Origin of the sequence: Janthinobacterium woesei (assembly GCF_051380875.1) — a bacterium.
GTDB lineage: Bacteria > Pseudomonadota > Gammaproteobacteria > Burkholderiales > Burkholderiaceae_D > Janthinobacterium.
In genome coordinates this window covers 61005-85015 of record NZ_JBNYXW010000021.1, presented here as the reverse complement: position 1 = coordinate 85015, position 24011 = coordinate 61005, and the positions used below count along the sequence as shown (strand labels likewise).

Genomic DNA, 24011 nt, shown 5'->3' with positions numbered 1-24011 from the left:
CGAGCCGCCCGTACGGGGCTTCCTCACCTTAAGTTCTCACTGTATTGATAAGGAGTAGCAGAAATGGATTTCAGTAACCCAGATAAACTCGCCCTGTTGAGCCCTTTCGAATTGAAAGATGCGCTGATCCAGACAGCCAAACAAAGCAACCGCCTGATGCTCAATGCAGGCCGCGGCAACCCGAATTTCCTGGCGACTACGCCACGCCATGGTTTCTTCCAGTTTGGCCAGTTCGCCATGACGGAATCGGAACGTTCCTATGTATACATGGAGGACGTGGGCGGCTTTCCCACGCGCGATGGCATCGAGGCGCGCTTTGAAATCTTCGTGCGCCAGCATGCCGACCGCCCGGGCGTGCACTTCATCGAGGCGGCCGTATCGTATGTGCGCGACCAGCTGGGCCTGAGCGCGGGCGACTTCATCTATGAGATGTGCGAAGCGATTCTCGGTTGCAACTATCCCGTGCCGGACCGCATGCTGCGCCTGTCCGAGAAAATCGTCGGCCAGTATATCCACCGCGAAATGGTGGGAGAGCATCCCTTCGTGGGCAATTTCGACATGTATGCAGTCGAGGGTGGCACGGCGGCGATGACGTATCTGTTTGCCAGCCTGAAATCGAACCACATCATCCAGGAAGGCGACACCATCGCCCTGGGCATGCCGATCTTCACGCCATACATCGAGATTCCCCAGCTGAACGATTACCAGCTCAACACGATACATATTGATGCGCCGCAATCGAACAATTGGCAATTCACAAAGAAAGAGCTGGACAAGCTGCTCGACCCGAAAGTCAAGGCCTTCTTCCTCGTCAACCCGAGTAATCCGCCGTCCGTCAAGATCGACGATGAAACGCTGGAATACATCGCCAAGATCATCAAGCAGCGCCCGGACCTGATCATCTTGACCGATGACGTGTATGCCACCTTTGCCGACAATTTCGTGTCGCTGTTTGCCATGTTCCCGTACAACACCATCCTCGTCTATTCGTTCTCGAAATACTTCGGTGCAACGGGCTGGCGCATGGGCGTGGTGGCCACGCACGAGAACAATATCCTCGACGAAAAAATTTCCAAGCTACCGGAAAGTGTCAAGAAGCAGCTTGATGCGCGCTACCACTCGATCACCACCGAGCCGCGCAAGCTGAAATTCATCGACCGCCTGGTGGCCGACAGCCGCACGGTGGCCCTGAATCACACGGCGGGCCTGTCCACGCCCGTGCAGGCGCAGATGACCTTGTTCTCCTTGTTCTCGCTGATGGATGAAGAGGGCAAGTACAAGCAGTCGATGAAACATATCGTGCTGCGCCGCAAGCAGGCGCTGTACCGCGAACTGGGCTTGCCGATGGTGCACGACGCCAATTCCGTGCGCTACTACCATCTGCTGGACATGGAGTCCCTGGCCGCGCAAATGCATGGCGAGGAATTCTCGCAGTGGCTGCTGAAAAAGCTGAAACCGAACGAAGCGCTGTTCCGCCTGGCCGAGGAAACGGGCGTCATCCTGCTGCCGGGCCGCGGCTTCGGCACTTCGCACCCGTCGGGCCGTGTCTCGCTGGCCAACCTGAACGAATACGACTACGCCAACATCGGCCGCGCCATCCGTGGCATGGCGTCGGAATTCTTTGCCGTGTTTGAAAAGGAAAAGGGCGGCAAGAGCAATGAAAAGTCGAAAAAGTAAGCGAATGATAGTTGCTTGACCGCAACGGGCGTCCCGCAAGAGGCGCCCGTTTTTGCCGGGAAACGACGCTGTCCAACAGTGCAGGCTGGAATGGACAACCCTGCATATAATTGTTATTGTGAAAGTATAAATATGGCAATCCCGTGCTTTCCCCTCATTCATTGACTGGACGCTACATGGGCAGATTGCAAGGACATAGAGCACTGGTACTGGCTGGCGCCCTGGGCGCTGTCCTGCCAGCCGTGGCGCAGTTGCCGCCCGGCGCGCCGCTGACGTTTGGCGAAGCGCTGCAGCAAGCCGCATCGGCTTCGGGCGCGGTGCAGGGTGCGGCGCTCGACGTGCGCGCCAAAACATTGAAGGCCGAGGCGCTGTCGAATATCGATGGCCCTTCGGTGGACCTGACGGCGTTTCGCGGCCGCCTGTCGACAGACTTGAGTATCGATACCAGCGGTCTGGCCGGCATCGTCGGCGGCATCGAGTCGGTGCTGCCGCCGATTCCCGGCTTGCCCCGGCCGCAGATTCCCAATTCCCTGAACCGTGAAGTGGTCACGGATCTGACCTCGTTCGGCTTGCTGGGCATGTGGCCCATCTATACGGGCGGACGCCTCGATGCCGTCAAGGGGCTGGCATCGAGCCTGACCCTGGCCGCGCAGGCCGAGCGCACGGAGGCGGAAGAACAGCTGGCAACCCTGGTGGCGCAGCGTTATTTTCAATTATTGCTGGCTAAGAGAGTCGTGGCCGTGCGCGCCGAAGTGACGGCCGGCGTGAGCGAGCACCAGCGCGACGCGGCCAAGCTGGAGAAGGGCGGCCTGATCTCGCGCGCCGAACGCTTGCGCGCCGATGTGGCGCTCGACAGCGCCCGCAGCGACGAGGCGCAGGCGCGCAGCGACGAGGAAATCGCCCAAGTGGCACTCGACCGCTTGCTCGCCACCAGCACCCAGGTGCGTCCCAGCACGCCCCTGTTCGTCAACAGCTTGCCCGTGGGCACCTTGCAATCGTTCATCAGCACGGGCATGCGCGACAATGCCGCCTGGAAAAAGATCGACAGCAAGCGGGTGCAGGCCGAGCAAGCGTTGAAGCTGCACGGCAAGGAATACACCCCCACCGTATTTGCCATCGGTAACTATAATTTGAACCGTGGCGGCGAAAAGCTCGTGCGGTCGAACTGGGCCATCGGCCTGGTGGTGGCCGTCCCGCTGGTGCACCGCATCAACACGGGCAAGATGATCGCCGCCGCCAAGCTGGACCAGGAACGGGTGGAAGTGGTGGCGCGCCAGGCCGAGCGCGACATTCCCACCCTGATCGAAAAGAACTGGCGCGCGCTGGAAAATGCCCGCATCCAGTACTTGTCCACGGCCTCCTCGGTGGAGCTGGCGCGCGAGAATATCCGCTTGCAAACGGTGGCATTCCAGCAGGGGCAGGTGACGTCGCTGGACGTGGTCGATGCGCGCCTGAACCTGGCCAAGGTCGAGACCCAGCGCGCGCAGACGGCCTATCACTATGTCATGGGACTGGCGCAATTGCTGGAAGCGACGGGCGAGACGCAGCGCCTGGGCAGCCTGGCGGCATCGGCCGACATCCATTTACCACTGGACACACAATAATGAGCACAACATTATGAGCACATCCAAAAAACCATGGGCAATCGGCTGCGCCATCATCGTGCTGGCTTTCGTGGGCTGGGGCCTGTACCAGGCATTCCAGCCGCAACGCCTGCCTTTGCAGGGGCAGATGGATGCACAGGAAGTCAATGTCTCGTCGAAAGTGCCGGGCCGGGTAGGTGAGCTGTACGTCAAGCTGGGGCAGGAGGTGCAAAAAGGCCAGTTGCTGTTCCAGCTGAGCAGCCCGGAAGTGCATGCCAAGATCGCGCAAGCCACGGCGGCCACGCAGGCGGCCGATGCGGTGGCAAGGAAGGCAGAAGCGGGTGCGCGTCCCGAGGAAATTGCTGCTGCGAAAGCCAACTGGGAACGGGCGCAAACGGGCGCGAACATTGCCAGGACCACCTTTACCCGCGTCAACAACATGTTTGAGCAGGGCGTCATTGCGCGCCAGAAACGCGACGAGGCGGAAGCGCAATGGCGTGCCGCCGAGCAACTGGCCCAAGCTGCGCGCGCCCAGTATGACATGGCGCAAAAGGGCGCCCGTGCGGAAGACAAGACGGCCGCCGCCGCACAGGCGCGCCAGGTGGGCGCCGTGCTGACGGAAGCGCAAATCGCGCTGGCCGAAACGAAGATCGCCGCGCCCGTGGCGGGCCAGGTCAGCAAGATCCAGATCCAGCCTGGCGAACTGGCGCCGCAAGGCTTCCCCGTGATCACCCTGGTGAACCTGGACGACGCCTGGGCCGTGCTGCAAGTGCGCGAAGATGAAATGGGCGCGTATACCATGGGCAGCACGCATACGGCAAATGTGCCGGCCTTGAAGCAGCAGCTGAGTTTCAAGGTCAGTTCGGTGGCCGTCTTGCCGGACTTTGCCACCTGGCGCGCGGCGCGTCCGGGCGGCACGGACTTGCGCACGTTTGAAATACGCTTGCGCCCCGCCATCAAGGTCGATGGCTTGCGCCCGGGAATGTCGGTCGTGTTTCCACCGCTCTGACTGACGCATGGGCGACACTGACAAAGGGCAGCCGACGGCGCTGGCGCGCGAGTGGACGCGGCTGCGCGGCGACTTCTGGGATCTGGGCATGCTCAGCTGGATACCCGTATTGCTGTGCGGCATACTTTGGCTGATCTTTTCCGCTGGCATCGCGCGCGACTTGCCCATCGTCGTCATCGACAATGACAATTCCACCCTGTCGCGCCAGCTCACGCGTTGGCTCGACGCCTCGCCCGGCGTCCAAGTGACGGCCAAGGTGGCGTCCAGCGACCTTGCGCTGCATCAATTGCGCGAACGCAAGGCCTTTGGCTACCTGGTGATCCCCGGCGACTTTGAAAAACAATTGCTGGGCGGGCGGCAAGCCACCGTGCAATGGCTGTACAACGCGCAGTTTTCCTCGCATGCGGGCGCCTTGCTGCGCGACGTGCGCACCGTCAGCACCACCTTGTCGGCCGGCATCGAGATGACGGCGCGGGTGAAAAAAGGCATGTCGCCCCTGCAGGCGGCGGCCCAGTTTGAACCGATCCGCACCACCTTGAACAGCCTGTATAACGACAACATCAGCTATGAAGCGTTTTTGACCCTGGCGCTGATGCCGTCGATGCTACAAATTTTCATCGTCGTCGCCGTCGTCACCACGATAGGGCGCGAGTTGCGCGACGGCACCGTGCCGCAATGGCTGGCCTCGGCCAATGGCAGCTGGCCGCGCGCCGTGGGGGCCAAGCTGCTGTTTCCGCTGATCGCTTACTGTGTGCTGGCGCTGCTGTATCTGCTGTTTTTCAGCCTGGCGCGGGACTGGGCCGTGGCGGGCAGCCTGCCGGCGTTGCTGCTGAGTATGTTGCTGCTGGTGCTAGCTTACTTTGGCCTGGGCACCTTGCTGATCGCCGCCACCCTGTCCTTGCGCCTGGCATTGTCGGGCGCCGCGTTTATCACCGCACCGGCGTTCGCGTTTGCGGGCCAGGCGTTCCCCTTGCTGTCCATGCCGCCGCTGGCGCGCGCCTGGGCAGAAGCCTTGCCGCTCACGCATTATCTGCAGTTGCAAACCAAATACTGGCTGGCCGGCGCGCCGTGGCGTTATGGCGTGCAGGAAATGCTGATACTGGCCGGTTTCGCTATCGGCTGTGGCGCCGTGGGCCTGTTCTTGCTGGCGCGCCGCGCCAACGCGTCCGCTGCCTGGGGGCGCACATGACCTGGTCTGCCTTTACCGCTACCTGGCGCGCCATGCTGGCGGACAAGGGCGCGCTAACTTTGCTGTTCATCGGCGGCATCATTTACTCGTTCTTTTATCCGCTGCCGTATTCGACGGAAATCGTCCAGCGCGTGCCGGTGGTGATCGTCGACCAGGACCGCAGTGCCATGTCGCGCCAGCTGACGCGCTTTGCCATGGCCCATCCATCGCTGGAGGTGATCGCTGTCACGCCGGACTTGCCCGTGGCGCAGGATTTGTTGTGGCGCGACAAGGTCATGGGTGTGCTGATCATTCCCGACGGCTTGCAGGCCGATGTGCTGGCCGGGCGCGCCGCGCAGGCGCAAGTGGCGGGCAATGGCTTGTATTTGATGCTCAACAAGGTGGCCCTGAATGGCCTGGCCGAAGTGGTGGGCACGGTCTCTGCCGGCATCGAACTCAAACGCCTGGGCGCGGGCACGCCATCGACGGTGCAGGCCAACGAGCAGCGCTCGCCCATCGCTTTTGATGCCGTGCCCCTGTTTAACGTGACGGAAGGCTATGGTGCCTATGTCGTGCCTGGCGTGGCTACCCTGATCGTGCAGCAGACCTTGCTGATCGGCATGACCATGCTGTTCGGTACCTGGCACCAGCGCAAGAGTTTCCCATTGGCAAGCAGACGCACGGCGGGCGGCTACCTGGGCATGCTGCTGGCCTTTGCCTGCGTGGCGTTCTTGAATTGCTGCTATTTCTTCGGTTTCGTGTTCTGGTTCCAGGATTATCCACGGGGCGGCAACTTTGGCGGCATGCTCTTGCTGCTGGTGCTTTTTTCGCTGGCCGAAGCGGCCTTCGGCATGCTGCTGGGCATGCTGTTCCGCACGCGCGAACGGGGTACGCAGCTGATGATCGCCACCTCGATGCCCGTCCTGTTCCTGGCGGGACTGACCTGGCCCGTCTCGTCCATGCCCGTCGTGCTGCAATGGCTGCGCTGGCTGCTGCCGTCGACGGCCGGTATCCAGGGCTTTGTTGCCCTCAATCAAATGGGCGCCTCCCTGTATGAAATTCGCCATGAAGTGGCCGGGCTGCTGGCCCTGCTGGTGGCATGCGTGGTGCTGGGCTGGTGGCGCTGGCGGAGAATGGATGCGCCTGCTGTCGATGTGAACAAGGTGTAATTGGCACGATATCGGTTCCACCGTCAAGGAAGTCAAGCGCGCTATGCAGCATGGCCATCCGCAGATGACGGTGGCCGACTTGCTGGGCAACCCACTGCCAGCACGCCTGGTATGAAAGCGAGCTGGCGCGCCGGTCGATCACCCATGTCACCGTGACTGGGACGCTGGAGGCGAGGCTGGCCCAAGTGGTGACGGCGCTTTCTTGCCTGCGCTAGGCTGCCGCCAGCGCCTGTTCCAGGTCTTCGCGCAGGTCGTCGATATGCTCGATGCCGACCGACAGGCGCAGCATGTCTTCCGACACGCCCGCCTTGGCCAGTTCTTCCGCGTTCAGCTGGCGGTGCGTGGTTGACGCGGGGTGGGTGGCCAGCGACTTGGCGTCGCCGATATTGACCAGGCGCGTGAATAGCTGCAAGGCGTCAAGCACGCGGGCGCCCGCTGCGCGCGGCTCTTCACCTTCGGCCAGCTTCAGGCCGAAGGACAGGATGCCCGAGGCGCGGCCATTCATGTATTTCTTCACCAGCGCGTGGTCCGGGTGGTCTTCCAGGCCCGCATAATTGACCCACGCGACTTTCGGATGCTGCTTCAGGTGCTTGGCCAGGGCCAGCGTGTTGTCGCAGATGCGGTCCATGCGCAGAGCCAGCGTCTCGATGCCCTGGATCAGCTGGAAGGCGCTCAGCGGCGAGATGGCGGCGCCCATGTTGCGCAGCGGGACGACGCGCGCGCGGCCGATGAAGGCGGCGGGGCCGAACGCTTCCGTGTAGACCACGCCGTGGTAGGACACGTCCGGCTCGTTCAGGCGCTTGAAGCGCTCCTTGTGTTCAGCCCAGGGGAACTTGCCGCTGTCGACGATGGCGCCGCCCACGGTGGTGCCGTGGCCGCCCAGGTATTTGGTCAGCGAGTGGACGACGATGTCGGCGCCGTGCTCGATGGGGCGGAACAGATAGGGGCTGGGCACCGTGTTGTCGACGATCAGCGGGATGCCGTGCGCGTGCGCGATGTCGGCCAGTTTTGCCACGTCCGTCACATTGCCCAGCGGGTTGCCGATCGATTCGCAGAAGATGGCCTTGGTGCGCGCATCGATCAGGGCGGCGAAGGTTTCTGGTTGGCGCGCGTCGGCGAAGCGCACTTCGATGCCGATCTGCGGCAGGGTATGGGCAAACAGGTTGTAAGTGCCGCCATACAGCTGGCTGGCGGAGATGAAATTGTCGCCCGCTTCGGCAATCGTCTGGATCGCGTAGGTAATCGCCGCCATGCCGGAAGCCACGGCCAGCGCGGCCACGCCGCCTTCGAGCGCCGCGACGCGCTTTTCCAGCACATCTTGCGTGGGATTCATGATGCGCGTGTAGATATTGCCGGCCACCTTCAGGTCGAACAGGTCGGCGCCATGCTGGGCATTGTCGAAGGCATAGGCCACCGTCTGGTAGATGGGGACGGCGGCCGCCTTGGTGGTCGGGTCGGGGCTGTAGCCGGCATGCACGGCCAGGGTTTCGATTCTCATGGTGGTCTCCGGTTGTTATGGTATGTGGTGGTGAAATCCGCAGCCATTGTGCCATGCGCCACTTGCCAGGCTATTACGCTTGATAGAATATTAAGTCATAAGCTCGTGCAGTCTTGATATAAGTCATGCAGCTCATCTTGCTCGATGAAGCGTTCATGCGTGCCATGCTGGGCGCAGGCATACGCGCCAGCGATGGCGCCACGGCGCATGGCGGCGTCCAGCCCATCACCGCCCAGCCACGCATGCAGAAAGGCGGCGACGAAGGAGTCGCCTGCGCCATTCGTGTCCACCACGGGCAAGTCCAGCTGCGCGCAGGGGAAGTGGCGCACTGCATCGCTGCCGCGTTCCAGCAGGTAGGCGCCGTCCGCGCCCGCCATGGCCACCACGGCTTGCGCGCGGCCGCCCGCCACGATGGCGCGCATGACCTCGTCCCGGCGTTCTTTCAGTGCAGCCGTACTGAGGAACACCAGGTCGGAGCGCAGCGCAAAGACCTTGTGGTGCGGGTTGACGCCATCCCAGTCGTGCAAGTCGGTCGACACCGTCGTGCCGCAGGCCAGCGCGTCATCGTACAGATCGCCCACCCAGGCCATGATGGAAAAGTGCGCGTGGCGCGCGGGACCCAGGTAGGGCAGGTAAAAGGCGGCCGGCATGCGCAGGTCTGCCGGGTGGCGGCCATCGTACAGCGACAGCCGCCGCCCTTGCGGATCGACCAGGTTGACGCTGCGCCGCGTGCCTGACGGCTCCACCAGGTGGCTGAAATCGAGCTTCGCTTCCGTATAGCGCTGCAAAATCGCCGCGCCTTGCGCATCGTTGCCGATGAAGTCGATGAATTTGCAGCGCAGGCCCAGCGCGTGGCAGCCCAGCGCCACGCCATTGCCCGTGTGCGCCACATAGTCATGGATGGGCAGCACGTGCACGGAATCGGCGACCGGCAGTTGCAGGGCGGGGACGCGGACGATGGTGTCGATGCCGGCGCCGCCGACGACCAGGATGTCATAGGTACTCATGGTGCAGTTTTCTCCAGCAGGACGGTGCCGGCCGCGTTCACTGCCACGGCGCCATCTTTCACTATGTATGTTTGATTCGTGTAGGCGTCGCGCAGCGCGCTGCCATCGGCGTAGACGCCGTGAACTTTCAGCGAGACGGCGCCTTGCGCGTCCGGCATGGCGATGACGGCATCGCCCTCCATCACGCGGGCGAATGCATAGGGTTTGTCCTGGATCAATCGGTGTTCGCCGCGCGCCAGCGCCGGATGGCGCAAACGGAACTGGCCCAGCTTGCGCGCGTGCGCCAGAGTAGCCGCATCGAGCGAGGTCCAGTTCATATCCGAACGCGTGGCCTGCTGTTCGTCGCCGAGGGGCGCTGTACCCGGCAAGCGGGCGCTTTCGTCGCCATAAAACAGCTGCACGCCGCCCGGCGCCAGTAGCAGGGCGCTCAAACCATGTGTGAGTTGATCGCGCGGGAACAGGCTGGTGTCGTGCGAGGAGATATACGACAGGATGTCGTAAGGTGGGCCAGCCTGCAAGAGTCCCGCGTACTGGCGGTAGACGCCATCGAGCGTCTTCCAGTCGGCGCTTGCCCGGTGCTGGAAGTCGAAATTGATCATCGAGTCGAAACCCGCATCGAACCAGTTGCTGCGCTCGGGACCATGGCCCCACGCTTCGCCCGTCATCCAGAACGGGGCGTCGTCGATCTTCTGCTCAGGGTGGCGCGTTTTCCAATCTTTCAGGGCATCGGTCGCCGCCGCGCGCAAAGCGAGCCAGCTGGCCGGTTCCACGTGCTTGACGGTATCGGCGCGAAAGCCGTCAACGCCGAATTCGCGCACCCAGTCGGCCAGCCAGTGGACCAGGTAAGAGCGCACTGTCGCATCGGGCAGGGCGACGGCGCGCGTGTCGTTCTTGCGCTGCAAAATCGGTGGCAAGCCGACGGCTGCGCTGCTTTCCGTGCGGAAGTCGGGCAAATACGCCAGCTGCATCGTGTAGTCGTCCTGGCCACCATCAGGGTAGCCGGGCAAGCCCGCGCGTACCCAGTCCGGGCCCCACCATTGTTTGAAATCAAAATTGTTGTAATCGATGTAGCTATGATAGTCGCGCAGGGTGGCCGCTTCATGGCCCGGCCACAGCACGCTCACCTTGTATTCAGACAGGGTGCGCAAGTCTGCATAGCCGGGGTGGTTCAGCACCACGTCGAACAGCACGCGGATGCCTTGCGCGTGGGCCAAGGCTATCATCTCGCGCAATTCTTCGCGCGTGCCCATGCTGGCATCCATGGTGGTGTAGTCGAGCGCCCAATAGCCGTGGTAGGCGTAGTGTTTGAATTGCTGCTTGCCGCCCACCACCCAGCCGTGGATCTGCTCGTAGGGCGCCGTGATCCACAGGGCGTTGACGCCCAGTTCCTTGAAATAGCCAGCCTTCAGCTGCTGCGTGATGCCGGCGATGTCGCCGCCATGAAAGCTGCCCACGTCGCCGCCTTCGGGGTCAAGCGTGCGGCCATAACTATGGTCGTTGCCGCGATTGCCGTTGGCGAAGCGGTCCGTCACGGCGAAGTAGACGATGGGGTTGTCGGCGAATTTTTCTGAAACCTTGGCCGCCTGCGCAGGCAGGCATGCCAGCAATGCGGCGAGAGCGGTCAGCACGGTTTTCATATCAACCCTTCACGCCGCCAGCCGTCAGGCCGGAAATCATCCATTTCTGCGCCAGCAGGAACACGGCCGTGATCGGCAAGCCGGACAGGATGGCCGCCGCGGCGAAGTCGCCCCACAGGTATTTTTGCTCGTACAAGAACAGTTTCGAGCCGACGGCCAGGGTCAGGTTGCTCTGTTCATGCAGCAGCACGGAGGCGATCGGATATTCGATGATGGCGCCGATGAACGACAGCAAAAACACCACCATCAAAATGGGCACCGTCATCGGCAGCAGCACGTAGATGAATGCCTGCCACTGCGTGGCGCCGTCGACCTTGGCCGCTTCCTCGATCTCGATGGGGATGGTTTGATAATAGCCCTTGATGGTCCAGATATGCAGGGCGATGCCTCCCGTGTAGGCCAGCACCAGGCTGCCATGGTGGTCGATGCCCAGCCACGGCACGTAGCTGCCCAGCACGTCGAAGATGGCGTAGATGGCAACTAAGGCCAGCACGGCGGGGAACATCTGCAGCAGCATCAGCGCGCCCAGGGTTTGCGACTTGAAGCGGAACTGCATGCGCGCAAACGCATACGCGCAGGTAGTCGACAGCAGCACCGTGACGCTGGCGCTCATGCTGGCCACCTTGATGGAATTCCACAGCCACAGCAGCACGGGGAAGTCCGGCTCGACCAGGGTGCCGTTGGGCGCTTGGTAAGACATACCCAGCGCCAGACGCCAGTGCTCGAAGCTGATCTCGGGCGGAATCAAACTGCCCGAGGCGAAGTTGCCAGGACGCAATGAAATCGACAGAATCATCAGGAAGGGGAACATCACCAGCGCGATCAGCGCGATCACGCAGACATGCGCGGCCAGGATGCGCCAGCGGTTGGAACGGTCGACAACGATAGCCATGGTCTGTCCTTTATGCTTTGTTCATGCGCGTCAGGCGCATGTTGACCAGCGAAATCGCGGCCACGAGGAAGAAGATCAGGGTCGAGATGGCAGCGGCCAAGCCAAAGTTCTGGCCCGAATCCTCGAACGCGATGCGGTAGGTGTAGGACACCAGCAAGTCCGTCGTGCCAGCCGGCAAGGTGGTGTCGAGGAAATCGGGACGCCCGCCCGTCAACAAGCTGATCAGCACGAAATTATTGAAATTGAATCCCAGGCTGGCGACCATCAGCGGCGTCAAAGGCTTGATGATCAGAGGCAAAGTGATGTTGAAGAAATTCGTCAGCGGTCCCGCGCCGGCCAGGGCCGAGGCTTCGTACAGGTCCGATGGAATCGCCTTGATCAGGCCCATGCACACCACCATCATGTAGGGGTAGCCGAGCCAGGTGTTGACGATCAGGATCATGGCCTTGGCCAGGGTGGTATCGGAGAACCAGGCGGGCTTGATGCCGAACAAGGCGTCGAGCACCAGGTTGATCTCGCCAAAGTTGTTGTTGAACAAGCCCTTGAAGACGAGGATGGAAATGAAGCCGGGCACGGCGTACGGCAGGAACAGCAAGGTGCGGTACAGGCCGCGAAAGCGCAGCGCATCCCAGTTCAGCAGCACGGCCAGCACCATGCCCAGGCCGGTGGTGGTGGCCACGCTGATCAGGGCGAAGATGACGGTCCAGACGAAAATGCGCAGGAAGGGACCGCGGAACGCTTCATCGGAGAAGATCTTGACGAAGTTGGCAAAGCCGACATTGACCTTGAAGCCCGGCTCCAGCTTCGCACCGTCCGGCATTTCATAAAAGCCCGTCTTGAAGTTTGGCTTGATGAGTTCGCCTGTGGCGATCTTTTTCAGGGTTTTATCTGGCAGTTGCTTGTAGACATGCGCCACGGGGCCGAATTCACGCAAGCCCACCATGCGCAACTCGATCTTGTTGGGCATGACCAGCGTGAGCTGTTTCAAATCCTTTTGCAGGGCGATGATGTCCTTGATGGGCAGTGGCGGTGCCAGCACGGGCGCCTGCACGGGGTCTGGCGGCGCCACTTCCACCGTCAGGGGCACGGCGCGCTTGAGGGCCAGCGGCGGCGTCAACAGCACTTCGCCCGTGTCCGGGCTTTCCAGGCGCAAGCGGTATTGCTTGTCGTCCGCATGCACGCTCATCGCGTAACCGGTGCTTTCCACGCGCTGCGTCTCATCCAGCAGGTATTGCGTGGCCCGTTCGTAGGTGAGCAGGTTGCGCGAGCTGAAATTGGTAAAGCCGATCGACACCGTGTACACCATCGGCAGCAGCACGAAGACGATCACCGCCGTGATGCCGGGAAACAGATAGCGGTAGGCATAGGCGCGCGGCGACGTGAAGACAAACGTCGTCAGGGTCAGCAAGCCGAGGAAAACGGCGGCCAGCATGGTCTGGCCGGAAATGTACAACATGAAGAGCAGATACAGACCCAGCGCCATGCTGATGGTCAATACCGTAGGGCCGATAAACTTGCGCACGATGGGATACCTGTGAAGATGGTGAAAGACCTGGGGGGCATGCGCGCCAGTGGCGCGCATGCCGATCCCGCAGGGGGCAAGCCCCTTGAATCTTGCTTTATTGATTGCTTAATTCATTGCTTAATTGGCCGTCGTGATGCGCTTCGCCGCCGCGTCCAGGCCATCCTTGGTCGTCTGGCGGCCCTGCGTAATGTTTTCCAGCGCCGATTGCATGGACGACCAGAAACGGCCCATTTCCGGGTTGTTCGGCATCGGGCGGCCCGCTTGCGCGCTTTCCATCGTCGCCTGGATGTTCGGGTTCGATTTCAGCTCGGCGAACAGCACCTTGTTCGCTGGCGTGCCCAGCGGAACGTCGGCGTTGATGGTTTTCAGGCCATTGATCTGCAGCATCTGGTTTTCCAGGAATTCCGTGGCCAGGTCCTTGTTCGGGCTGGCTTTGGAAATCATCGCGCCCAGCACGCCGACGAACGGCGTGGCTGTCTTGCCGGCCACGGTGGGTATCGTTGCCACGCCGAAATTGATCTTCGATTTGCGCGCGTTATCCCACGACCATGGACCGTTGATCATCATGGCGATCTTGCCCTGGTTGAAACCGGCTTCCATCTCGGCGTAGCCGGCGCCCTTCGGCATGGCGCCGCTGTTGATCAGGGTCATGACGGCATTCACGCCCGCCTGGGAGCCAGCATTGTTGACGCCCGTCTTGGCCGCGTCGTAGCGGCCATCGGCCTTGACTTCAAACGGGAAGCCGCCGCCCGCGCCCAGCAGCGGCCACGTGAAATAGGTATTCGTGTAGTCCCACAGGATGGCTTTCTTGCCCTGGCCCGAGAGCTTCTTATCCAGCGCGGCAATTTCTTCGAAGGTTTTCGGTGGATTGGGCACCAGGTCCTTGTTGTAGACCAGGGCGACGGCTTCGATCGACATCGGATAACCCCAGGTCTTGCCACCGACCGTGAACGCATTCCACGCCAGCGGCAGGATGGCGGCGCGCGCCTCCTTGCTTGGCGTCAATGGTTGCAGCAAGCCCGCGTCGATCCAGGTGCCGATGCGGTCATGCGGCCAGATCCAGATGTCCGGACCCTTGCCGGCGGCGGCGGCTTGCTGGAATTTGTTCGGTGCATCTTCTGGATGTTCGACCACCACCTTGATGCCGGTTTTCTTGGTAAATTCCTCGCCGACCTTGGACAGGCCCTTGTAGCCCTTGTCGCCATTGATCCAGATCAAGAGGGTGCCCGCTTCGGCGGCGTTGGCCATGCCGGCGGTGGCCAGGTTGCCGATGCCGGCCAGGGCGGCGGCGATCAGCGTGGTTTTGATGAGAGTGCGTTTCGCGTGCAGTATAGACATATGATGATCTCCAGTTGTATTTTTATAAGCTTGGTATCAAGGCTGAAACGATGCAACCAGGCCAGGCGGCGCCTGTAGCGCCCGGCCCGCAAAAATGGTGTTTCAGGTACAGGTCTGGCCGTGCTCGTCGAACACGTGGACGCGGGCCGGGGCCACTTGCAGCGCCACCTGCTGGCCAATGGTCCAGTCCGTATCGGCATCGGCGCGCACCACCAGCGGCTCGTCGCCACCGTCTACCTGCACATATAGATAGCTGATGTCGCCCAGTTTCTCTACCGCCTGCACGGTGGCCGTGATCGCGGAGACGGCACCCGGCGTGCACGCTTGCACGTGTTCAGGGCGCGCGCCGACGGTGACGGGCGTGCCGCTGGCCAGCGCTTTCGCCAGTGTCGCCTGCAGCATGCCGCCGGTCGTGGTGGCAATGGTGGCCACGCCATCGGCGTAGCTGTGGATCTTGCCTTTGAGGAAGTTCATGCGGGGCGAGCCGAGGAAGCCGGCGACGAACAGGTTGGCGGGATGGTGGTACAGATCGAGTGGCGCGCCCACCTGTTCGATGCGGCCCGCGTTGAGCACGACGATGCGGTCGGCCAGGGTCATCGCTTCGACCTGGTCATGCGTGACATAGATCATGGTCGAGCGCAGCTCGCGGTGCAGATTCGCCAGTTCGATGCGCATCTGCACGCGCAAGGAAGCGTCCAGGTTGGACAGCGGTTCGTCGAACAGGAAGACGTCCGGTTTGCGCACGATGGCGCGGCCGATGGCCACGCGCTGGCGCTGGCCGCCCGACAAATCCTTGGGTTTACGTTCCAGCAAGGGCTCGATGCGCAGGATGTGCGCGGCGCGCTGCACGGCGTCGGCAATCTGTACCTTACTCATGCCGGCCAGCTTCAGGCCGAACGCCATGTTTTGCGCCACGCTCATGTGCGGGTACAGGGCGTAGCTCTGGAATACCATGGCGATGCCCCGTTTGGCGGGCGGCACATCGTTCATGCGCGTCTTGCCAATATACAAGTCGCCGCCGCTGATTTCCTCCAGGCCGCAGATGCTGCGCAGCAAAGTGGACTTGCCACAACCCGATGGTCCCACGAAGACCATGAACTCGCCATCGGCGATCTCCAGGTCGATGCCGTGCAGGGTCTGCACGTCGCCATATGCCTTCTTCAGGCCCGTTAATTTCAGTCCAGCCATGTCGTCCTCACTGTATCAATCCGTCCCCGCTGATGCGCGGGGCTCGTTATTGTATTTCCAACTGGTATTACTGCCCCAGCTGGATTTTTCTTTTGGAATGTTTCTTCAAGGGCGCTTTACAGGGTGCCGAACCAGCCGCCATGGGCGGGCAGGGTGACGGCGCCGCCTTGTTTGCTGCCCGGCAAGCCGTGACCGGCAAGCTCGCCCGCCCCGGCCGCCGCTGGCCACGCAAACGTGATGGCTTCGGTACCCAGGTTGAAGGCGGCCAGCACGGGAGCCTGGCCTGCCAGGTCGCGGCGCAAGGCCAGCACGGGTTCCGGCGCATCGAAGAAGACGATCTCGCCGCGCAGTAACTGGGGCAGGGTGCGGCGCCAGGCGAGGATATTTTGCGCAAAACGCAGGGGGGAAGCGTCGTCGTTTTCTTCGACGTCAACCGCGCGCGCCAAATGTTCCTGCGGCACCGGCAACCAGGGTTTTGCAGTGCTGAAGCCGCCGTGCGGCGCATCTGCCACCCATGGCATGGGCGTGCGGCAACCGTCGCGGCCCTTGAACTGGGGCCAGAACGGGATGCCGTACGGGTCTTGCAGCGCTTCGAAGGGGATGTCCGCTTCCGTCAGGGCCAGTTCGTCGCCCTGGTACAGGCACGGCGTGCCTTTCAGCGCCACTTGCACGGCCAGCACCACCTTGGCCAGCGATGGCGACGGATTCTGGCCGCCCCAGCGCGTCATGACGCGCACGCTGTCGTGGTTGCCCACCGACCAGGAAGCCCAGCCGTCGGCCACTTTCGCTTCGAACTCTTCCACCTGCGTGCGGATATGCGCGGCCGAAAACTCAGCCGTCAGCAAGTTGAAACTGTAGGCCATGTGCAGCTTGTCGCCGCCCGTGGTGTAGGCGGCCATGGTCGCCAGCGCATTGTCGTCGCCCACCTCGCCGATGGAAATGGCTTGATATTCGTCAAGCACGGCGCGCACGCGCTGCAGATACGCAATATTTTCCGGCTGCGTCTTGTCGTACACGTGCGATTGCATGCCGTAGGGATTGATGGCTGAGACGCTGCTTGCATCGCGCTGCGCCGCTGGCGGATTGTTGCGCAGCTGTGCGTCGTGGTAAGGGAAGTTGCAGGAATCGAAGCGGAAACCGTCGACGCCCCGTTCCAGCCAGAAACGCAGGTTGTCCAGCTGCGCCTGCTGCACGGCGGGGCTGTGGAAATTCAGGTCGGGCTGGCTGGCGAGGAAATCGTGCAGGTAATACTGGCCGCGGCGCGGCTCCCATTGCCAGGCCGAACCGCCAAACACGGACAGCCAGTTGTTCGGCACCGTGCCGTCCGGCTGCTGGTCGGCCCAGACATACCAGTCGGCTTTCGGATTGTCGCGGCTGGAGCGGCTTTCGACGAACCACGGGTGGTTGTCGGACGAGTGCGACAGCACCTGGTCGATCATCACTTTCAAGCCCAGTTCGTGGGCGCGCGCCACCAGGCGGTCGAAATCGGCCAAGGTGCCAAACATGGGATCGACGTCGCAGAAATCGGACACGTCGTAGCCGAAGTCTTTCATGGGCGAGGTGAAGAAGGGCGAGATCCAGACGATGTCGGTGCCCAGGGCGGCGATGTAATCGAGTTTCGAGGTAATGCCGGGCAAGTCGCCGATGCCATCGCCATTGCTGTCGAGGAAGCTGCGTGGATATACCTGGTAGATGACGGCGCTGCGCCACCAGTCGGCGGGCAGGTTGGCGGTATTGTTCTGGATGGTCGGCATGAATGATTTCTTAAAAGTTGCCTGTAGCTTCAAGCTATCTGGGCGAGCGCTGCTGGTTGGTAGGCGAACGTCTTATTTTAAAATTCAAAGCGCTTTGGGTGTGATTGAGTATAATCCAAAGCGCTTTGAAAAGTAAAGCGATACACGCGTCACGACATACGATTTTTTATAGGGGGCATTCAGGAGAGCAATGCGCGCCACCGGCCGTGCGGCCAGTGGCGGCGTCAATACGGGAACGCCTAGAGCGGGACGGGTCCTGCCGACTCGCCCGGCAGTAGCTGGCATGGCCACAGTTCCTGCAAGTCGGTGGCGGGCGTGCCATCCATCAGGGCCAGCAGCATGTGGATCATCTTTGCGCCGGCGCCGCGCGGGTCGGGCTGGACGACGGTGGTGACGTTGTGGCCGGCCAGAGAATCTTCCATCACGCCCCAGACGATCAGCGACATCTCGCGGCCGATGGTGATGCCCGCGTCGAGCAGGGCGCGCACGGCGCCCACGCCCGACATGTGATTGTCGACGATGACGGCGGTGGGGCGCGGCGTGCGCGCCAGCAGGCGCTGCATGGCCTGGTAGCCGGCGCGGCGGTCGTGCGCGTTGTCGACCAGGTTGTCCGGATCGACGGCCAGGCCGCCTGCCCGCATGGCGCTTTGAAAACTGTCGACGCGCTGGCGTACGAAGTTCAGGTCCGGCGTGGCACTGATCAGGCCGATGCGCTGGTGGCCCAGCTGCGCCAGGCGCTCGACGGCCAGGCGCATGCCGGCCTCGTTGTCATAGTCGAACCAGGCGTGCGGCTGGTTCAGCTGCGTGCGGCCATGCGCGACGAAGGGCATGCCCTGCTGCGCCAGGTAGGCGATGCGCTCGTCGAAGGGTTTGGTGCGCCCGACCACCAGACCATCGATGCGGCGGCCCTGGACCATGCGTTCATAGGTGCGAAATTCGTTGCCGGCCGAAGCGGGCGCGATCATCATGTCCATCTGCTGCGCTTCGAGCGCCTCCGACATGCCGCCCACGATCTCGATGAACATGGGGTCGGCCAGGTCGTTCGGCATGAGCGGATAGATGATACCGACGATATTCGTGCGCCCCACGGCCAGGCTGCGCGCCATGGGATTGGGCCGGTAACCGGCCGCCTGCGCGGCAGCGAGCACCCGTTCGCGCGTGCGTTCACTCACTTCCGGATAGCCATTCAAGGCGCGGCTGACGGTGGTTTCGGAAATTCCTAGCGTTTTGGCGAGATTTTTGAGGTTCATGGATGCTGCGTCTGGGGGTGGGTCTTGCCGCTGCCGGCATCCGGCGGGATGGCGGAGGCGGTGCGGTGCGATGACGGCTAGTTTATCTGATAAATGCCGGAGCGAGCAGGGTAACGCTAGCCGGCGGCGGCGCCAAAAAAATACGCGGGCAAACCCGAAGGCGCCCGCGCTAAAAGAGGATGCTACTGAATCACTACATTGAAGCTGCCGGCCATCCAGTGCAGCGGCTGGCTGTTGATCCGGTTACTGCGCGCCCCCCAGAAAAGGGGACGCTGCTGCCAGTGGCCAGCGTCCGTGGACGCTGGCCAAAGTTTTAGGCGCTGGCGATTACCACCACGATTCAACCTGGAAGCCCATCGAGCTGCCGTTGGTCTTGCCACCAAACACGCCCGTCGACGACAGCGCCGATTCCGCGGCGGCGGCCGACTGGGCTGCCTTGTTCCATTTGGCATAGGTGTAGAAGGCGCGCAGCACGGGGCGCGACCAGAAGCTATTGCCGGCCGACAATTGCGGCGCGAAGGTCAGCTTGGTCAGGTTGCGGCTTTCGCCGCCTTCCGGCTTGACGATGTCGTGGCCCAGTTCCACGGCCAGGCTGTAGTTGTCCGTGAAGTGGTAGACGGGACGCGCGCCGATCGAGGTCCACTTGCTGCTGACGCCGGCCGTTTCCTTGTCTTCGTAGACGAATGTCGCCATGCCCGACCACTCGCCTTTTGGCTGGATCATCACTTGTTCCGTCAGGCGCGTGACCTTGTCGTCGCTGTTGGCGCCGAGGCTGAAGCCGCCCGTGTTGGCCGCGCTGCCCTTGCCGAACTGCAATGCCACCTTGTTGAAGCCGCCCAGCAGGTTGCCTTGCGTATGCATGATGGTCAGCAAGTGGCCGCTGGCGACAGGGGCCGCGCCTTCGGCATTGCGTTTCTGGTTGTATTGCAGGCCCAGCGTCAGTTCGCCGTCCGGGTTGACCTTGATGCCGGACAAGCGCAAGTCGTGGGACAGGCCCATGCGCTTGCTGTCCGTGTCGTCGGCCGTGCGCACGATGGCATAGGCCAGCTTGGCGGCGCCCAGGTCGATATTTTCCAGGCCGGCGCCAGGGCCGCTGTTATTCCAGAAGTAGTAATCGGTGATGTGCACGTCCTGGCGGTCGTAGTAGCGCTTGCCGACCCAGGCGCGCGCATCGGCGAAGGCGCCCGAGCCGATCTTGTCGGCCACCACGTTCATTTCGCGCCACGACGGGTCTGACTGTTCCCAGTCCTGGTTCTGGTTGACGGAAAACGCCACCAGGGTATTGATGCGGAAAGTGGTGCCATTGGTTGCCTTGAACGCTTCGCCGCCGAATTTCAACTCGCCGTAGGTTTCGCACTCATTGCCCAGGCGATACTTGGACGAGGCGCCAGCCAGGCCGAAACAGGCTTCCTTGCCGCCTTCGCTGCTGGTGCCGAAGCCCGAGCGAATGTAGCCGCCGAAGTCGATCGGCAGGGCGGCTTGCGCAGCCGAGGCGCTCAAGGCCAACGCCAAGGCGGCGGGCAAAGTTTTCAAGAAATGTTTGTTCATCGTGTCTCCAGTGTTTTTATAGGTTTATCAGTGCAGGATCGGCGTGCAGCAAGTTTAGCCACGCACAGCCAAAGCGCTTTAATTCTGTTTCAAAGCGCTTTGAGTATAGTTCAAAGCGCTTTGATAAGTAAACTCGTTTTATTCCTGGAAACTCATGGGAACTTCATACGTGTTGCGGGGAAACATCAAAGGCGGGCGGCGGCGCGTTGGCGCCGCCGTGGTCTGACTGAGGAAATCAGCGTGGCGGAGCAGTGCGGCCGCTTAGTTTGGCGCCTTGCAGGCGGGCAAGGTGGAAGCGGCGGGCCTAGCACTGACCGGCTGGCGCAAGAAGGCCTGGAAAGGAAAATGCGGGTGCGGCGGCCAGCAATTGCACACCGGCAAAGGCGGGCAGGCGGAGCGGGGACAGATCGAGCATGGGCTGCCACCTCCCTTGCCGCCCTGCGCGTCCTGAGCCTCTCAGCGGCTGTCGTGACGCCCGGTCGAAGATTATTCCAACCCATCAGAGATTTTTCATGACGTTGCAGAATTTATTTGCTGCGATGCACCACGCCATGCCGCGCGCTATCAGCTTATGGCCTTCCTGAATACCAGTCATGCGTTAACTAAATTGCCATGTGGAATTTATTTATGTTAATTTTACATTTGTTTCTGCAGCAGTGTATGTGCTCGACGATTGCGGGAACGTGGGGTAATTAGGCGTAATAAGCGTGCAGTAACCAACAATTATGGGTGCGAGCCCTGTTCCATTCAGGAAGTGTGCATGAAAACAGTCACCACGACGCCGCCGAATCCGGCATTCACCGTGCCGCTAAAGCCAGCTCGCAAGACGGGTTTGCTGCTCGGTGGCGGCGCACCAAATTCCACTTTGATCGCCGGCGCCCTGGCGGCCTTCCTCGACGAAGGCATCGAGTTCGACGTTATTTCCGCATCCGGCGCGGGCGTCTTGATGGGCCTGCTCTACACGACGCCGCACGAAGCGACGCCGCGCCAGGCGTTGCAGAGCTGGGCCGACACGGGCGTGGCCGACAGCATCTACAAGATGATCCCGATCAACTACAAGGTGTTCCAGAAGCCGGGCATGCACGCGAGCACCTTCCGCGACGCTTTCCAGGCACCGGCCAGCAATCCTTTTTTTCAGGCGTTCCAGCAAACGTTTGCGGGCATGCCCACCGCCTGGTCGGACTGGGGCAAGCTGATGGTGTCGTCGCTGTCGCCTTCGGACCTGTCGGCGAAAAGCCTGGGCCTGTGCGCGCACTTGCCGTTCCTGGAAAAAGCCGTCGATTTCTCGGGCGTGGCGCGCATGCGCCCTGATTTCTACATCAATGCCTACAACCTCAGCGAACACCGCATGCAAATCTGGGGCAAGCACGAGATCGAACCCATCCACGTGCGCGCGGCGCTGTCGTTTCCCTTCCTGTATGCGCCCACGACGATCAATGGCGACGATTACATCGAAGGCGCGGCGCTCGATACGCTCAATTTCGACCCGTTTATCGAAGGCAAGGGCGAGCACCATGACACCGATATCCTGGTCATCCTCGATATCCTGGGCGACGAACGATTGCTGCGCAAGCCGCGCAATCTGTACGACGCCTGGGTGCGTTCCATCATCACGCCGCTGGTGAAGATTTCCAAGAGCGAACTGCGCTTGTTCGAACTCGAGCACAACACGGATGCGCACACGGGCCAGCCCAAGCGGCGCCTGCTGAAGCTTGACTTGATGGGCGGCATACCCGAGAAGCATTGGCCCGACACGCTGGACTGGTCCAGTTCGAACATGCAGTTGCTGTTCGACGTGGGCCACAAGGCGGGCCTGGCGTTTTGCCGCCAGCACGGCGACTTGCTGCGCCGCACGCCCGACGCTTCCCCACTGGCTGCCTAGGACGCCGCGCGCCAGCTCCCGCTTGATCCCAGCCACCTGACAGGCTGCTTTTCGTCCAGCCTGGCCTTTGCCAGGCCGCCTTTTTACTGTGAAGCACATTATGAATATCACCAAGCAACTCATCCTGACCCTCACCATCGCCTTGCTGGCCCTGCTATTGCTGGGCGCCGGCGGCGCCATGCAGCTGCAGCGCGCCCAGGAGCGCTTCGACACCGTGCAAAACCGCATCATTCCCAGCATCCAGGGCTTGAATGCCGCGAAAGGTTTCCTGGCTGACTCGCGTCTGGCCGGCTACCGCCTGTCCGTGTTTTCGAACCTGGCCGACAAGACGGCGCTGGACAAGGCCGTGGCCGACGCGAATACCAATTTCGACAAGGTGATCGCCACCTACCGCGCCGAGCGCCTGTACGATGCGACGGACAGCAAGATGCTCGACGCCGACCAGGCCGCCATGGAAGCGTACCGCCGCTCACTGGTGCCGTTCTTTGCCGCCGCCTACGCGGGCGACATGGATGGCGTGCGCGCCACCTTGCTCGCCGGCACGCCGCTGGCGCTCTCGGCCGCAGCCGCCAAGAAAAGCATGGATGACCATATTGCCTACAACAACAAGCTGGTCGATGACGTCAAGGCCGAGAGCCTGGCCGCCTACGACACGGCCTTTAACACCATGCTGGCCGTGCTGGGCGTGGCCGTGTTGCTGACGGGCACGCTGGCCTGGCATATCTACCGCACCATCAGCGGCGGCCTGGGCAATATCGAACACACGCTGGAACGCGTCAGCGCCTCGCTGGACCTGTCCGCCGGCATGCCCGTGCAGCGCATGGACGAAGTGGGCCGCACCGCCACTGCCTTTAACAAGTTTATGGAGCGCATCGTCGACGTGATCGCCACCGTGCGCACCTCGGCCGATACGGTCAGCGTGGCAGCTGCGCAGATTTCGGCCGGCAACGCGGACTTGTCCGTGCGCACCGAGCAGCAGGCGTCTTCCCTGGAAGAAACAGCGTCCAGCCTGGAAGAGCTGACCTCGGCCGTGCGCCAGAATACGGACAATGCACGCCAGGCCAATACCCTGGCCGTGTCCGCCTCGGATGTGGCCCGCAAGGGCGGCGCCGTGGTGGCGCAAGTAGTGGGCACGATGGGTTCCATCAATGAATCGGCGAAGAAGATCGCCGACATTATCGGCGTGATCGATGGTATTGCCTTCCAAACCAATATTTTGGCGCTGAATGCGGCCGTCGAAGCGGCGCGGGCAGGCGAGCAGGGCCGTGGCTTTGCCGTGGTGGCCACCGAAGTGCGCAACCTGGCGCAGCGCTCGGCGGCGGCGGCCAAGGAGATCAAGGGCTTGATCGAAGATTCCGTGGAAAAAGTCAACACGGGCAGCGTGCTGGTCGACCAGGCGGGTGCGACGATGGAAGAAATCGTCGCCAGCATTCGCCGCGTGACGGACATCATGGGCGACATCGCCAACGCCAGCCACGAGCAAAGCGCCGGCATCGAGCAAGTCAACCAAGCCATTTCGCAGATGGACCAGGTGACGCAGCAAAACGCGGCCCTGGTGGAAGAGGCGGCTGCGGCAGCTGCTTCGCTGCAAGAGCGCGCCGTCGAGCTGGTCGACGTGGTGGCCGTGTTCCGCCTGCGCGGCGACGCCCAGGAAAAATCGTTGAAAGTGGCTGGCGGCTTGCCAGCCCCGGCAATGGCCCCGCGCCGCGCGCCGCAGCCGGCGCGCCGCATGCTCGGTTAATGGTATTGAGCGCCCCGGAATAGCGGGGCCATGTTGAAAAGCTATCCGTAGTCAATTCGTCGTTAAACGCCGTGTCAAATTAACGTGCCGATCCTGCCATGATGGAATACAATTCCTGCGTGGCAGCCAGCTTGCCTGGCAAGGC

Annotated in this window: 18 protein-coding genes; 8 read left to right on the top strand and 10 right to left on the bottom strand. The window is 62.1% G+C overall.

The features are described from left to right. Positions 1-63: 63 nt before the first annotated feature. From ACQ4W6_RS22460 to ACQ4W6_RS22440, 5 genes are all read left to right on the top strand, one after another. A complete protein-coding gene (locus ACQ4W6_RS22460) occupies positions 64-1677 on the top strand; it encodes a bifunctional aspartate transaminase/aspartate 4-decarboxylase (protein ID WP_436569394.1) in 1614 nt (537 codons plus the stop codon). Positions 1678-1853: 176 nt separating this feature from the next. After that, positions 1854-3281: a TolC family protein gene (locus ACQ4W6_RS22455; RefSeq protein WP_436569393.1), complete on the top strand. Its 1428-nt coding sequence runs from the start codon at positions 1854-1856 to the stop codon at positions 3279-3281. A gap of 13 nt (positions 3282-3294) precedes the next feature. Further along, positions 3295-4269 carry an HlyD family secretion protein gene (locus tag ACQ4W6_RS22450; RefSeq protein WP_436569392.1) on the top strand — a complete coding sequence of 325 codons (975 nt, stop codon included), beginning with the start codon at positions 3295-3297 and terminating at the stop codon, positions 4267-4269. Positions 4270-4276: 7 nt separating this feature from the next. Continuing rightward, a complete protein-coding gene (locus ACQ4W6_RS22445; RefSeq protein ID WP_436569391.1) occupies positions 4277-5458 on the top strand; it encodes an ABC transporter permease in 1182 nt (393 codons plus the stop codon). After that, positions 5455-6606, top strand: a complete 1152-nt coding sequence (locus ACQ4W6_RS22440) for an ABC transporter permease (RefSeq protein ID WP_436569390.1) — start codon at positions 5455-5457, stop codon at positions 6604-6606. Before ACQ4W6_RS22445 ends, ACQ4W6_RS22440 begins: the two co-directional genes overlap by 4 nt. A gap of 211 nt (positions 6607-6817) precedes the next feature. Here ACQ4W6_RS22440 and ACQ4W6_RS22435 read toward each other — a convergent pair whose 3' ends face one another. From ACQ4W6_RS22435 to ACQ4W6_RS22400, 8 genes are all read right to left on the bottom strand, one after another. After that, positions 6818-8104 (bottom strand): O-acetylhomoserine aminocarboxypropyltransferase/cysteine synthase family protein, encoded by a 1287-nt coding sequence (locus ACQ4W6_RS22435; protein WP_436569389.1) that lies wholly within the window; start codon positions 8102-8104, stop codon positions 6818-6820. Positions 8105-8199: 95 nt separating this feature from the next. Next, a complete protein-coding gene (locus ACQ4W6_RS22430) occupies positions 8200-9111 on the bottom strand; it encodes a carbohydrate kinase family protein (RefSeq protein WP_436569388.1) in 912 nt (303 codons plus the stop codon). After that, a complete protein-coding gene (locus tag ACQ4W6_RS22425) occupies positions 9108-10748 on the bottom strand; it encodes an alpha-amylase family glycosyl hydrolase (RefSeq protein ID WP_436569387.1) in 1641 nt (546 codons plus the stop codon). The genes ACQ4W6_RS22430 and ACQ4W6_RS22425 overlap by 4 nt, the downstream gene beginning before the upstream one ends. Before the next feature lies 1 nt (position 10749). After that, positions 10750-11640: a maltose ABC transporter permease MalG gene (gene malG / locus ACQ4W6_RS22420; protein WP_436569386.1), complete on the bottom strand. Its 891-nt coding sequence runs from the start codon at positions 11638-11640 to the stop codon at positions 10750-10752. 10 nt (positions 11641-11650) lie between these two features. Continuing rightward, complete coding sequence (gene malF / locus ACQ4W6_RS22415; RefSeq protein WP_436569385.1) at positions 11651-13162, bottom strand: maltose ABC transporter permease MalF; 1512 nt, start codon at positions 13160-13162, stop codon at positions 11651-11653. A 120-nt stretch (positions 13163-13282) separates the two neighbouring features. Beyond that, complete coding sequence (malE, locus tag ACQ4W6_RS22410; protein WP_436569384.1) at positions 13283-14503, bottom strand: maltose/maltodextrin ABC transporter substrate-binding protein MalE; 1221 nt, start codon at positions 14501-14503, stop codon at positions 13283-13285. 102 nt (positions 14504-14605) lie between these two features. After that, positions 14606-15691: an ABC transporter ATP-binding protein gene (locus ACQ4W6_RS22405; protein WP_436569383.1), complete on the bottom strand. Its 1086-nt coding sequence runs from the start codon at positions 15689-15691 to the stop codon at positions 14606-14608. A gap of 116 nt (positions 15692-15807) precedes the next feature. Then, positions 15808-17445 carry an alpha-amylase family glycosyl hydrolase gene (locus ACQ4W6_RS22400; protein WP_436569382.1) on the bottom strand — a complete coding sequence of 546 codons (1638 nt, stop codon included), beginning with the start codon at positions 17443-17445 and terminating at the stop codon, positions 15808-15810. Between ACQ4W6_RS22400 and ACQ4W6_RS22395 the strand changes: the two genes are divergently transcribed. Continuing rightward, complete coding sequence (locus ACQ4W6_RS22395; RefSeq protein ID WP_436569381.1) at positions 17444-17581, top strand: hypothetical protein; 138 nt, start codon at positions 17444-17446, stop codon at positions 17579-17581. The genes ACQ4W6_RS22400 and ACQ4W6_RS22395 overlap by 2 nt on opposite strands. A 103-nt stretch (positions 17582-17684) precedes the next feature. Here the strand turns inward: ACQ4W6_RS22395 and ACQ4W6_RS22390 are convergent, their stop codons facing one another. Both ACQ4W6_RS22390 and ACQ4W6_RS22385 read right to left on the bottom strand, forming a co-directional pair. Continuing rightward, positions 17685-18695, bottom strand: a complete 1011-nt coding sequence (locus ACQ4W6_RS22390) for a substrate-binding domain-containing protein (protein ID WP_436569380.1) — start codon at positions 18693-18695, stop codon at positions 17685-17687. Positions 18696-19022: 327 nt separating this feature from the next. After that, complete coding sequence (locus ACQ4W6_RS22385; RefSeq protein WP_436569379.1) at positions 19023-20243, bottom strand: maltoporin; 1221 nt, start codon at positions 20241-20243, stop codon at positions 19023-19025. A gap of 760 nt (positions 20244-21003) precedes the next feature. Here ACQ4W6_RS22385 and ACQ4W6_RS22380 point away from each other — a divergent pair. Then, on the top strand, positions 21004-22125 hold the full coding sequence (locus tag ACQ4W6_RS22380; protein WP_436569378.1) for a patatin-like phospholipase family protein: 1122 nt from the start codon (positions 21004-21006) through the stop codon (positions 22123-22125). Positions 22126-22225: 100 nt separating this feature from the next. Then, positions 22226-23866: a methyl-accepting chemotaxis protein gene (locus ACQ4W6_RS22375; protein WP_436569377.1), complete on the top strand. Its 1641-nt coding sequence runs from the start codon at positions 22226-22228 to the stop codon at positions 23864-23866. Positions 23867-24011: the final 145 nt, after the last annotated feature.